The organism is Shewanella sp. FeAMO (assembly GCF_053653955.1).
Genome location: NZ_CM132201.1, coordinates 1,819,893 through 1,832,503 on the forward strand (window position 1 = coordinate 1,819,893; position 12,611 = coordinate 1,832,503).

11 protein-coding genes are annotated in these 12,611 nt (G+C 52.8%); 8 read left to right on the top strand and 3 right to left on the bottom strand.

The features are described 5' to 3' along the window. Positions 1-412: 412 nt before the first annotated feature. The 5 genes from ACWAU4_RS08240 to ACWAU4_RS08260 all read left to right on the top strand — a co-directional run bounded on the left by ACWAU4_RS08240 (position 413) and on the right by ACWAU4_RS08260 (position 4,741). The gene (locus ACWAU4_RS08240; RefSeq protein WP_208125725.1) at positions 413-688 is read left to right on the top strand and encodes a hypothetical protein; all 276 of its coding nucleotides are present in this window, start codon (positions 413-415) and stop codon (positions 686-688) included. Positions 689-900: 212 nt separating this feature from the next. Beyond that, positions 901-1,782: a LysR family transcriptional regulator gene (locus tag ACWAU4_RS08245; RefSeq protein WP_045282452.1), complete on the top strand. Its 882-nt coding sequence runs from the start codon at positions 901-903 to the stop codon at positions 1,780-1,782. 236 nt (positions 1,783-2,018) lie between these two features. Continuing rightward, positions 2,019-3,116 (top strand): alkene reductase, encoded by a 1,098-nt coding sequence (locus ACWAU4_RS08250; protein WP_335918051.1) that lies wholly within the window; start codon positions 2,019-2,021, stop codon positions 3,114-3,116. An 8-nt stretch (positions 3,117-3,124) separates the two neighbouring features. Further along, positions 3,125-4,213, top strand: coding sequence for an alkene reductase (locus ACWAU4_RS08255; protein WP_190535390.1), 1,089 nt, complete (start codon positions 3,125-3,127; stop codon positions 4,211-4,213). Positions 4,214-4,318: 105 nt separating this feature from the next. Then, entirely contained in the window at positions 4,319-4,741 is a 423-nt protein-coding gene (locus ACWAU4_RS08260) for a VOC family protein (RefSeq protein ID WP_045282449.1), read from the top strand. Between the two features lie 97 nt (positions 4,742-4,838). On the opposite strand, the gene ACWAU4_RS08265 is transcribed toward ACWAU4_RS08260, so the two are convergent. Beyond that, entirely contained in the window at positions 4,839-5,726 is an 888-nt protein-coding gene (locus ACWAU4_RS08265) for a LysR family transcriptional regulator (RefSeq protein ID WP_454290539.1), read from the bottom strand. Positions 5,727-5,975: 249 nt separating this feature from the next. On the opposite strand from ACWAU4_RS08265, the gene ACWAU4_RS08270 reads away from it, so the two are divergent. Both ACWAU4_RS08270 and ACWAU4_RS08275 read left to right on the top strand, forming a co-directional pair. Then, complete coding sequence (locus tag ACWAU4_RS08270) at positions 5,976-7,232, top strand: adenylosuccinate synthetase (protein WP_107004544.1); 1,257 nt, start codon at positions 5,976-5,978, stop codon at positions 7,230-7,232. Positions 7,233-7,404: 172 nt separating this feature from the next. Then, positions 7,405-7,602 (top strand): hypothetical protein, encoded by a 198-nt coding sequence (locus ACWAU4_RS08275; RefSeq protein ID WP_144226690.1) that lies wholly within the window; start codon positions 7,405-7,407, stop codon positions 7,600-7,602. An 86-nt stretch (positions 7,603-7,688) separates the two neighbouring features. Here the strand turns inward: ACWAU4_RS08275 and ACWAU4_RS08280 are convergent, their stop codons facing one another. After that, entirely contained in the window at positions 7,689-10,763 is a 3,075-nt protein-coding gene (locus tag ACWAU4_RS08280; RefSeq protein ID WP_345841955.1) for a MexW/MexI family multidrug efflux RND transporter permease subunit, read from the bottom strand. Further along, on the bottom strand, positions 10,760-11,953 hold the full coding sequence (locus tag ACWAU4_RS08285) for an efflux RND transporter periplasmic adaptor subunit (RefSeq protein ID WP_144190923.1): 1,194 nt from the start codon (positions 11,951-11,953) through the stop codon (positions 10,760-10,762). Before ACWAU4_RS08285 ends, ACWAU4_RS08280 begins: the two co-directional genes overlap by 4 nt. 119 nt (positions 11,954-12,072) lie before the next feature. Between ACWAU4_RS08285 and soxR the strand changes: the two genes are divergently transcribed. Then, entirely contained in the window at positions 12,073-12,558 is a 486-nt protein-coding gene (gene soxR / locus ACWAU4_RS08290) for a redox-sensitive transcriptional activator SoxR (protein ID WP_044734174.1), read from the top strand. Positions 12,559-12,611: the final 53 nt, after the last annotated feature.

Consider the following 12,611-nt stretch of genomic DNA (forward strand, 5'->3'; position numbering starts at 1 on the left):
TGAATCGCCACTACTTCTCTAGACACTTTGTAGCATTACTGAAATTTGGTCAACAGGACAGTACCAAGCAGAGCTAGTTCAGTCATGCGAAACACGGAAAGGGGCAAAAGTGTGTTTTGGGCTTTAGCAACAAGAGTCAGTACCACTTACTCTGACTCGATATTGAGGTAGCGTTACTTGGTCGAGGATTTACTCGGCTTTAGATCCGGAGTGTTTCCTGGTGTTTTTTTATTGTCACGTCGACGCTGATCTGGCTTGCCAGTCGACTTGGCTATTGGTTTTGGTCCTGGTTTCAAACTCATGATTTAATCCTTATGTTTAATGAGGATATTCCTCATGCAGGATCTTGGGGCAATGCAGATGGCTTTCAAGGTGTGTATGAAAAATAGTCTAAAAATATCCTTGAGGTGTCTTGCTGGTAACTCAGGTTTTGATGCTGGATTTAAAATCCCCAGCGGCAGGTGGAAGACATATGATGGATAGAACTAAATCTGGTCCGCGTTTACTTATTGCAGAAGAGAAACAAGCGCTTCGTTGTGATATGGCAAATCTTCATCTGGGCCAAAGCAGAACTAAAACGTCGACGAGCAGTAAAGAACAAAAAAATTATGCGCATGGTATATATGATGTTATCGAGAGTGATTTATTTTTAACTGCCTATTATTTAAGTGTATTTTCTTACCATTGATATTGGAGTAGGGTGAGAACAAGCCCTCTCGGGATAGTGATTTTAAAAGGCGCTTCGGCGCCTTTTTTGCTGTCTATGGGCGCGATACCAAAGGAGGACTCCGGTGTTTGCGAGCATTATGCGTAGAAATCATTTTGTCAAAAATAAGTGTTTCAGTAGATGATATTTGCTATAAATGCAAAAAATGCTGGTGATGTATTTAGGTAAGAGTGATGAAAACACGCTCCGATGACTTGGCAATACTGCTGGCGGTTGTAGACAATGGTGGCTTTTCTCCGGCAGCTGAGCTTTTGGATATCCAGGTCTCGCGGGTTTCAAGGGCGGTGAGTAAGGTTGAGAGTCAGCTTGGGGTTTCTATACTCAATCGTACTACGCGCCGCATAGAATTAACTGAAGAGGGACGGCAGTTTGTTGATACAGTTCGTCTTGGCTTGTCGCAAATTCAGCAAGCAGAAGAAGAGATTATCACCAGAGGGACATTACCCAAGGGGCGTCTACGCGTCGATGCCGCAAGTCCATTTGTGTTTCACCAACTGGTGCCGCTTATCCAGCCCTTTATGCAAGCCTTTCCGGATATTGAACTGGAACTGACATCCAACGAAGGGTTTGTTGATCTGTTGGAAAAGAAAACAGATCTAGCGATTCGAATAGGTTCTTTAAGCGATTCGACGCTGCACGCACGGCCGCTCGGTAAGAGTTTGCTCTATGTTGTCGCTTCGCCTGAGTACCTGGCAAGACGCGGATTTATCAATAAAAGCAGTGAGCTTATTCATCACGATTTATTGGGTTTTTCCAGCCCTAAAACCCTTAACGATTGGCCGCTCAAAGGGATTGGTCGTATCACCCCAACAATAACATCGAGTAACGGTGAAACGGTGAGGCAACTGGCATTACAGGGCAATGGTATCGCTTGCTTATCTGGATTTATGGTGAAGAAAGATATCAGTGAGGGGCGTTTAATCCCTTTATTGGAAAGGGAAAAAATCACCAATATAGGACGAGAGCAGATTAATGCCGTTTATTATAAATCCTCCAATGTTGCCAAGCGTATCTCTGCTTTTATTGACTTTATTCAGCCTAAATTGACGCTATGACTCGGCTTTGGGCAAGCTCTCTTTGCGGTTTGCGTCGGCGGTAATCCAGTCCTCCTCTAACGTTATTTGTACCTTCCATGGCTCAAGGGAGTCGAATGCTTTTCCTTATCTGGTATTGGGCTTTCATGTTACTTGATGATTTTTGCGTATATGACAAAAATGATTTGTCTTTATTGCTCTCAATGCCTCTTTTTGGGTTTGTTACTATGCCTGCCATCACATGAGAGGGCTTTTCTATGACGCAATTACTTTTTCAATCGATCAAACTGGGTGAGCTACTGCTCAACAACCGAGTTGTCATGCCACCTATGACGCGCTCAAGAGCCAGTCAGCCAGGCGATGTGGCCAACGAGATGATGGCAACCTATTATGCGCAGCGTGCCGGTGCGGGCTTGATTGTCTCAGAGGGTACACAGATTTCTGCCATGGCAAAAGGTTATGCGTGGACGCCGGGGATCTACACTCCCGAGCAGATTGTCGGTTGGCGCAGAGTGACTGAGGCTGTGCATGCCAAAGGCGGTGCGATTTTTGCGCAGTTGTGGCATGTGGGGAGAGTGACTCATCCGGACAATATTGGTGGTTTGCAGCCTATCTCGTCATCAGACATTAAGGCAGAGAACGTGAAAGTGTTCGTCGATAATGGCAGCGACAAACCCGGTTTTGTCGATGTGGTTCAGCCCAGGGCAATGACAAAGGCCGATATAGAGCAAGTTATCGCTGATTATCGTCAAGCAGCGCTCAATGCTATTGAAGCCGGTTTTGATGGTATTGAATTACATGCCGCCAATGGCTACTTGATTAACCAGTTTATTGATTCCGAAGCAAACAATCGTGGTGATAAGTACGGTGGCAGCCTTGAAAACCGTCTTCGTTTTCTTGATGAAGTGGTTACGGCATTGGTTGACGCCATTGGGGCAGATCGCGTCGGGGTGCGTCTGGCGCCGCTGACCACACTCAACGGCACCGTGGATGCAAACCCTATTGAAACCTATACCGCTGCTGCAGCACTACTCAATCGACATCGCATTGTTTATTTGCATATTGCCGAAGTGGACTGGGACGATGCGCCCGATACACCGCTTTCGTTCAAGCAAGCGCTCCGTGAAGCCTATCAAGGAGTGTTGATTTATGCCGGTCGCTATAACTTGGAGAAGGCAGAGCAAGCCATTAACGCTGGCCTGGCCGATATGATAGGTTTTGGTCGGCCTTTTGTTGCCAATCCAGATCTGCCGGAGCGTTTACGACAGGGCTATCCCTTGGCTGAACATGATCCCAACACCCTATTCGGGGGCGGTGAAGCAGGGCTCATTGATTATCCAAGTTATCAGGCATAGGGGGTAGCATGTTAACAGCATTCCATGGTCAAGCATTGAAGACCAACAATCGCATCGTCATGGCTCCCATGACACGTTCACGTACTTCTCAACCGGGAGACATTCCCAATGAGATGATGGCTGAGTATTATCGGCAACGCGCCAGTGCCGGGCTCATTATTACAGAGGGAGCACCGGTTTCAGCCATCGCGAGAGGCTATTCGATGACCCCCGGGATTTATACCCCTGAGCAGATCCAAGGCTGGAAAAAAGTCACTCAAGCTGTCCATCAGCAAGGGGGAAAAATCTTTGTTCAGCTTTGGCATGTGGGGCGTCGCAGCCATGCTAATATCGCCGGCTCGCAACCTTTGGCACCATCGGCAATTAGCATTCCAGATCAGGTGTTTGGCCCGTTGGCTGAAGGCGGCTTCGGTATGGTGGCAACACAACAGCCAAAAGCGATGACAGAAGCTGAGATTAAAGCCACTACCGCAGATTTTGTGCAAGCAGCCCAAAATGCAATCGAGGCGGGGTTTGACGGCGTTGAAGTGCACGCCGCACATGGTTATCTGTTCGATACTTTCTTAAGGCTGGAAAGTAATCAACGACAAGATCAATATGGTGGCAATCAAGAGAATCGGATGCGTTTCTTGCTGGAAACGCTACAGGTACTCTGTGAGGCGATTGGCGCAGGCAAGGTCTCTGTACGTTTGTCCCCTTATGTTAACGAAGGCTTTGCCGGCGAGGACCCGGAAATAGTGCCTTTGACGTTGGCCTTGCTGGAAAAGTTGCAGCCGATGAATCTTGCATATGTGCATTTTTCGGAGAATATCTCCCGTTCCTCGGTAGTACCCGAGGCATTTCGTCGCCAGGTTCGCAGTGTATATAGCAATCCTATTATGGTGGCTGGCAAGCTGACCAAGCAGACAGCGCAAAGCTTACTCGACAAACAGTATGCCGACTTTGTTGCCTTTGGTACGCCTTTTGTGACCAATCCGGACTTGGTTGCCCGTTTTACCCATGACTGGCCATTGGCTGAGTTCGATGCAGATGCAAGGCTAACTTTATATGGTGGTGGTGAACAAGGTTATATCGATTACCCAACTTATGAAGTATAAGCCGACAGGGTTCATTGGTTCCCCTGCTGCAGGAATACTGAGGGGATAAAATCTGGGGTTACATCATGTCCAAGTCAGTTCAGCATATAAGGTAAGAATAAGAAGATGAAACAGAACATTGTCCATATTGCACTGGTAGTAAAAGACTACGATGAAGCAATCGATTTTTATACCAATAAGCTTCAATTTGAGCTTATTGAAGACACTTACCAACCAGAGCAGGATAAGCGCTGGGTTGTGGTTGCGCCGCCCAATTCCCACGGAGTGGCTTTGTTGTTGGCAAGGGCTTCAAAACCTGAGCAATTAGACTTCATTGGCAATCAGGCGGGAGGTCGTGTATTCCTTTTCTTGAATACCGATGACTTCTGGCGAGACTACGAGCGTATGAAATCAGTAGGTATCGAGTTTGTACGTGACCCCCAGGAGCAGGATTACGGTACGGTAGCGGTATTTAAAGATTTGTATGGCAACCTTTGGGATTTACTTCAGTTGAATCCTGAGCATCCAATGGCGAAAAGGCAAGCATAACAAATAGCTATGGCGTCAATGGTTATTTTCCCCTGACGCCGGCTTGTTAAGTTTCCCTGCAGCAGGAAGTCGTTGAATGCCTGTTAACTCCACACAGTTAACCCACACTCGGCGACTGCAATATCTCTTCATCCACCCAATGGAGCAGTTTCTTGATGGCTTTGGATAGCACCTGGTTCTGACGCACTATGTACCCCAGGCTGGCGGAAGGGAAGCTGGGCAGTGGGGTAATGCTGGACTGCAAATTGAGTTTCGGGTGCAGGGCGAAGTCCGGCACTATGGCGATGCCGAAGCCGGCTTCGGCCCAGTCGATTTGGGCATCCACGCTGCCCACTTCCATGATGCGGTATTCCGGCAGTTTGAGCTCAGGCAGTGCCGGGTCAATCAGATCCCGGGTGCGGGTGTCGTGCCCCAGTAGTATCAAGGTCGGTGCTTCCTGCGGGCTGGGGACTTTTCCTCTCTGCCAGGCCTTGAGATCATTGTCCAAGGCGTACCATTTCACTTGTTTCAGCTCGGTAAAATGCAGCGGCTGACTCTCTTTTTGCGCCATCACAAAGCCGAGATCGGCCTTGGCACTTTTTACCAGGTCTGCCGCCTGTGATGAGGTGGTATTCAGCAGAGTCAGGTCGATGCCGGGGAATTCGGTTTTGAACGACTGAAACGGGCCTATCAGCAGCCATCTGGAAATAATATCGCTGGCGGCTATGGTCATGGTGCCCTGGCACAGATCATTGATGGCGTTGAGATCGGCCTGGCAACTTTGCAGCTCCATCAGGGTATTGTGCGCACTCCTTAGCAAACGCTCACCGGCTTGGGTCAGCCGAAATGGATTACGCTCAATCAGCTTTACTCGGGTAGTTTGCTCCAACTGCTTGATATGCAAGCTGACATTGGGTTGAGTCATATGCAGCTCATTGGCTGCCTTGCCGAAGTGTTCCAGGCGGGCCAGGGTGACAAAGGTTTTAAGCCAGTGGAGTTCGAGCATAACAGCCTCTTTAAGAGTTTTTAGCGGTACTTTTGCAGCTTTAGGGCAGGCGCTTTATGGTTGGCGGCTTGGTCATGGCCCTAATCATGGCCTTAGTCATGGCCTTGGTCACGACAATTGCCCGCTATCTTCGATTCCGAAGCAAAATATCCCGATATGGATTTCTTATCAAGCCAATAATGATTATTAATTTTTCTTATTTATGCCGTGGTCATAGGATAGACAGGTTTTTGTTTAGGAGAACTGGAAATGTCGTCTATCGTTGTAGTTGGTGCAAACTGGGGTGATGAAGGTAAAGGCCGTATCGTGGACTATCTGGCAGATAGTGCAGCGGCGAGTATACGTTTTCAGGGCGGCAACAATGCCGGCCACACAGTGGTGAATGACTTTGGTACATTCAAACTGCATCAACTGCCTAGCGGCGTATTCAATCCTGGTTGTTTGGCGGTATTGGGTCCCGGCATGGTGATAAGCCCGGCGCCACTTTCCGAAGAGATTGCCGAGGTAAAAGCCGCCGGCGTCAATGTCAATCTGTGCATTTCCGACCGGGCGACTCTGTGCCTGCCAATCCACGCCATTGAAGATACTCTGGAAGAGGAGCGTCTCGGTGACGGCGCTTACGGTTCTACCCGCCAGGGCATTGCCCCGGCTTACGGTGACCGGGTAATGAAAAAAGGCATTCTGGTGGGCTGGTTGAAGCAGCCTGAAGTACTGCGTGAACGTATCCAGTTTATGCTGGACTGGAAACTGCCGCAGCTCAAGGCGCTGTACCCCTCCTTTGAATTTTCGCAAACCGCAGAAGAGATGACCGCCTGGTTGCTGGAAGTTTCTGCTCCTTGGCGTGATGCCATCTGCAATGTGAGCGAGCCACTGAAAGCGTTGCAGACAAAAGATGAAAACCTGCTGTTTGAAGCCCAGTTGGGCGCGGGTCGTGACCTGGTTTACGGTGAATACCCTTGGACCACGTCTTCCAACGTGACCGCCGCTTATGCCGGTCTCGGCAGTGGCTTACCGGCACTGCGCCCCGAACGGGTGATTGCCGTAGCCAAGTCCTTCAGCTCATCAGTGGGAACCGGCACCTTGATCACCGCCATGGAAGAGCAGGACAGCTTCCGCGAAGCCGCCAATGAGTACGGCGCGGTAACCGGGCGTCCCCGTGATATGGGCTATTTCGATGCCGTGGCCACCCGTAACGGTGTCGAGCTGCAGGCGGCGACCGAAGTGGCGCTGACCAAGCTGGATTGTTTGAGTGGGATGCAGGATCTGAAAATCTGCATCGATTATCAGGGCGATCACAGCGAAAACCCGATTTGGCCACAAACCTCAGCCTTGGCGCCGGTTTATGAGCAGATGGAAGGCTGGAGCGAAGACATCACGGCTTGTCGCACCTTTGAGAGCCTGCCTCTGGCGGCGCAAAAGTATGTGCAGCGGGTTGAAGAGCTGATGGGCGTACCGGTAAAAATGATCTCTGTCGGCCCTGAGCGGGCGCAGATGATCCTCCGCTAACAGCCTCTTGTGTGCCAGGCCGCAAACTTAGCTTGTTAAAGAGAGCGGAATAAAGAGAACTGATTGAGGGCCCCATTCACTTTTACCGAGTGAATGGGGCCCTTTGGTTTTATTGGCTTGCAAGATAAACTATTGGAGACATGGACCCGCTCCGGAAAAAGGAATAATGACCATGAGCAAACAGCAGGAAACGGCAAAACCAAACTCAATATCTCAGCGAGATGAGCCGCTGGTTCGGCGGCTCACGGATGAGGAGATAGCCAAGCTCAGGCGGGATATGGCCGAATCGGCCGCCTGGATGCGCGCCGAATTGAAACGGCGCAGGGAAGCCAAAGATAAAGCGGACCAGCCTCAGGAAGCACAAGACTAAGGAATCGTCATGTCGCTTAAGGAGCGCAGCGAATAATAAACTGCCCGCAATCGCGGGCAGTTTGGTCTTTCTATAGCGAGCCCGAGTTACTGGCTCTGCAATACAGGCGCCAACTGCTGCTGTCTTTCATCTATGCGGGTATGGTCCCGTGCCAGCAGGGTGTAGATGGTCGGCAATATAAACAGGGTAAACAGCGTGCCTATCAACATGCCGGAAACGATCACCAGGCCCAGACCGAAACGACTGGCGGCACCGGCGCCGCTGGCAAACAGCATGGGGATAAGCCCAAATACCATGGCGGCCGTGGTCATCAGCACCGGCCGCAGGCGGATCCTGGCGGCTTCCAGTATCGCCTGTTGACGGCTCAACTGTTTTTGCTGTTGCAGCTCGTTGGCAAACTCCACCATTAAAATACCGTGTTTACTGATAAGGCCTATCAGAGTGACCAACCCTATCTGGGTGTAGATATTGAGAGTGGTCAACCCCAGCGCCAGTGGCAGCAGGGCGCCGCAGATGGACAAAGGCACAGTGATCAGAATGATAAGCGGGTCAATCAGGCTTTCATACTGCGCCGCCAGCACCAGATAGATGATCAGCAGTGCAGCGATAAAGGCAAAGGCCAAACTGTTGCCTTCGTGCACATATTGGCGCGAGTCAGACTGCCAGTCATGGCTGTAGTCGGCGGGCAGTGCTGCAAGCTGTTGCTCAAGGAAGGCCACAGCTTGCCCCATGCTGACTCCCGGCGCTGGAATCGCCTGCAAGGTGGCGGCATTTTGCTGGCCGAACTGACTCAGACGGTTTGGCTCGACTCCGCGCTCGAGTGTGACCAGGCCGGAGAGGGGCACCAGAGTGCCATCAGTGCTGCGTACATACTGTTTGCCAAGCTCTTCGGCCGAGAGGCGTTGTTCCCTCAGGCTTTGGGGGATCACATCATAGGCACGGCCGTCCATGGCGAAGCGATTGACATAGTTCTCGCCCACCAGCAACGCCAATGACTCGGCGATATCCTGCATCCTCACCCCTAAGCTGTTGGCCTTGGCCCTGTCGACACTGAGTTGCACCACTGGGTTGTTGTAATCCAGATCGCTGTCTACCACGACAAACAAACCGCTCTGGCGCGCCGCCTGCTTGATTTGCTCCATGGTTTGATAAAGCTCGGGGTAAGCGCCGGGGGAGCGCAATACCATCTGTACCGGCAGCCCGCCGGTGGAACCGGGCAGGGGCGCCAACTGGAAGGCAAAGATACTGCTGCCCGGGATAGTGCCCGCCAGTTGCTGCAGCTCGGCCTGAATAGCACTGGCGTCGCGGCTGCGTTCACTCCAGTCACTGAGATTGATACCGCCGAAACTGGCCGCCGGGCCATCGGTGCCATTGATTATCCAGGTACCCAGGGTTTCCGGGATCCGGGTAAATATTTGATCCAACTGCCGGTTGAAGTGCTCGGCATACTCGAGATTGGCATGTTGCGGCGCCTTGATGGCGGTTAATACGCCGGCCTGATCTTCCGTGGGGGCCAATTCCCGCTGCGGCTGCAAATAGAGCCATGGAAGAGCAAGCATCACCAGCAGGGCGAAGCCCAAGCTGAGGGTTCTATGGGCGAGCGACCATTTCAGCAAACGGCCATAACTATCGCCCAAGCGCTCGAAAAAATGCTCGGCAGCGCGGGCCAGTCGGCCTTCGCTCTGCTTAGGTTGCAGCAGCATTGAGCTCATTACCGGCGATAAGGTCAGGGCAACTATGCCGGACACAAGTACAGCCCCGGCCAGGGTCAGGGCAAACTCACGAAACAGGCTGCCGGTGAGGCCGCCCATCAAGCCTATGGGGGCATAAACTGCCGCCAGGGTAATGGTCATGGCTATCACAGGGCCGGCCACTTCGCGGGCGCCTATCAGGGCTGCCGCCACTGGGTGTTTCCCCTCTTCGATATGGCGATGGACGTTTTCTACCACCACGATGGCGTCATCCACCACCAGGCCTATGGCCAGCACCATGGCCAAGAGAGTGAGCAGGTTAATGCTGAAACCAAAGGCCAGCATCAGTGCAGCGGCGCCGAGCATGGATAGGGGAATGGTGGCTATGGGGATCAGCACAGAGCGCAGCGACCCGAGACACAAGAGGATCACCAGCACAACTATCAACAGTGCTTCGAGCAAGGTGCGCAGCACTTCATCTATGGATGCCTGAATAAAGCGGGCGTTTTCATAGGCAAGCTCCACCCGAACACCCGGCGGCAAGGTTTTGCGGATCTCCGGCAACTGTTTGCGAATGCCATCCACTATGATCAGAGGATTGCCCTTGGGGGTGGCAAATAGCCCCAGATGCACAGCTGCCTGACCATCCATGGAGGCGCTGCTTTCTTTGGAAGCGGCGCCCAGTTCCACAGTGCCGACATCACCGAGGCGCACCAAGTCCCGCCCATCGTTTTTCAATACCAGATCGCGAAAGGCTGCGACATCAGTGATATCGGTATTCACCTTGATATTGGCGACAACAAACTGGCCCTTGATCACACCGGGAGCGGCCTGAAAGTTGTTACGTCGCAGCGCATCGGCCACATCGGCGGCCGTCAGGCCTCGTCCGGCAAGCTTGTCGCTGTCGAGCCACAGGCGCACCGCCAGTTGTTGACCGCCAAACTGCTGGACCTTGGCCACACCGGTAATGCTGGCAAATCTGGGCTCGACCACCCGCGACAGATAGTCGGTCAGGGCCGGAATGCTCAGGCTGTCACTGGCAAAACCGACATAAGCCACGGCGGTGGATTCACCCGAGGAGCGCTCGATAACAGGATCGAAGGCATCCTTGGGCAATTTGTAGCGCACGGCACTGACCTTGGCCATCACTTCGGTCAGAGCCTGGGTGGAGTCACTGTTGAGTGTCATCCTGAGTTGAATTTGACTGCGGCCCTGGGTGGAGGATGAGGAGATAAAATCGACGCCCTCCACCGATGACAGCGCCTGAGTCAGCACCTGGGTCACAAAGCCCTGCATCAGCTCGGCCGAGGCGCCGGGATATTGGGTTGTCACACTGATAGTGGCGTTTTCCAGCTGCGGATATTGGCGCACCGGCAACTTGCCGACGGAGAACAGCCCCAGCAATAGGATAAGACTGCTGACCACCAGTGCCAGCACCGGACGCTCGACAAAACGGTCGGTAAATCTCATTGTGATTGCCCCTTGCTCTGATAAAGCAGCGCTGCGGTGAGGCTGTCCTGGCCCGTGCTGCTGACCTGGACGCCATCACTCAGCCTGAGTTGACCGGAGGTGACCACCAGTTGATCAAGCGACAGGCCGGAGATGACCTCGACCCAGCCATTCTGACGTTGGCCGGTTTTAACTGCCACTTTGTGGGCCGTGAGGCTTTGTTCTCCGGCATCGACCCGAAACACGGTTTCGCCCCAGGTGTTATAGGTGATGGCGCTTTCGGGGATCATCAGCGCCTGGCGTCTGGACTTTTCCAAGGCTACGCGGGCAAACATGCCGGCTCTCAGCTTGGCAGCACCATTCTTCTGGCTTGGATAGCTGGCCGCTTTTTCGGCAGGCTTGTCGTCGACTCGCTCTTTATCATCAGGCTCGCCATCAATAGGTTTTGGCAGCAATATCGCCTGCAGTTGCAGCATTCGTGAGCTGCCGACAATCGGCTCTATGGCGCTCAGTTTGGCGGGCCAGCTTTCATTGGGGCGTAAGTCTGTCCAGAGTTGCAATGTTTGCCCAAGCTCAAGTTTATCGGCCTGGGCTTCGCTGATCGCAAAGTTGATTTTGAGCTGACTGTCATCCACCAATTGGGCGATGGTTTCACCGGCGCCAAGGTATTGGCCCAAGTGAATTTTGCGGATCCCCAAGGTACCGGAGAAGGGGGCCTTGATGGCCTTTTGGGCTATCAGAGCCTGGGTTCGGGCGACAGCCGCGCGGGCCATATCGCGCTCGGCCAGGGCATTGTCCAGTGCTTCCCTGGAGGCCAGATTATCGGCGGCCAGGCTAACGAGACGCCGATAGGCACTCTCGGCTGCCAGTAACTGCGCCTCTTGCTGCAACAGTTCGGCTTGCTCCACCGCATCATTGAGCTGCACCAAGAGTTCACCGGCTTTAACCTGTTGCCCCGAGTCGAAGTGCAGCGCCGTTACCCGGCCAGATGTCTCGGCAGCGACGGCGATTTGGGCAGCGGCTTCAAGTTCGCCAACGGCGTCGAGTTGCTGTGGCAGGCTGATTTGTTGCACGCTGGCCAATGACACAGCCACAGGGCCATAACCATGGCCGCCACTGTCAGCCTCATCATCGGCTTTCAGGCCGTAGGTAAGACCCAGGCCGAGAAGCAGCGAAAGGCCAAGCATCAGAGATAGGGATTTGTTGATCATGATAGCGACAAGTTTCCTGTGTTTTTTGTCGTTTATGTAAAGGGGCCATCCTTGGCGGGGGTTGATTTATTCCTTCGGCGGCACTATAAAACCTCAAGTTAACTTGAGGTCAATAGTCAATGAACACAAAATTTACTGCCGAACCTGAAAATGATGACGAAGTGTCATCCCGCGGTGCTCTGACCATAGGCCAGGTCGCCAAACGCAGTGGGGTACCGGTGTCCACTATTCACTTTTATGAGTCCAAAGGGCTTATCAGCAGCCAGCGCAGCAGTGGCAACCAGCGGCGCTTTCCCTCGACTGTGCTTAGGTTGATTGCCATCATTAAGGTGGCGCAGCGCACCGGAGTGCCGCTGGAGGAGATAAAGCAGGCACTGGCCAAATACGGCACCAACGCCAAGTTGACGGCGGCGCAGTGGCGGACCATTTCCGCCGAGTTAAGGGCCTCGCTGGATGAGAGGATCAAGAAGCTGACCCGGCTGCGGGACGAGCTGGACAGCTGCATAGGCTGCGGTTGTTTATCGCTGGCCGAATGTCCACTCAGAAACCCAGATGATGTGCTGGGTCAGGAAGGCGCGGGCCCGAGGATCCTGGAGCGGCCTTGAGTCTATGCCGCATGCAGGCGCCGAAAGAGTCGATATCCGCGGATCTCGGATTT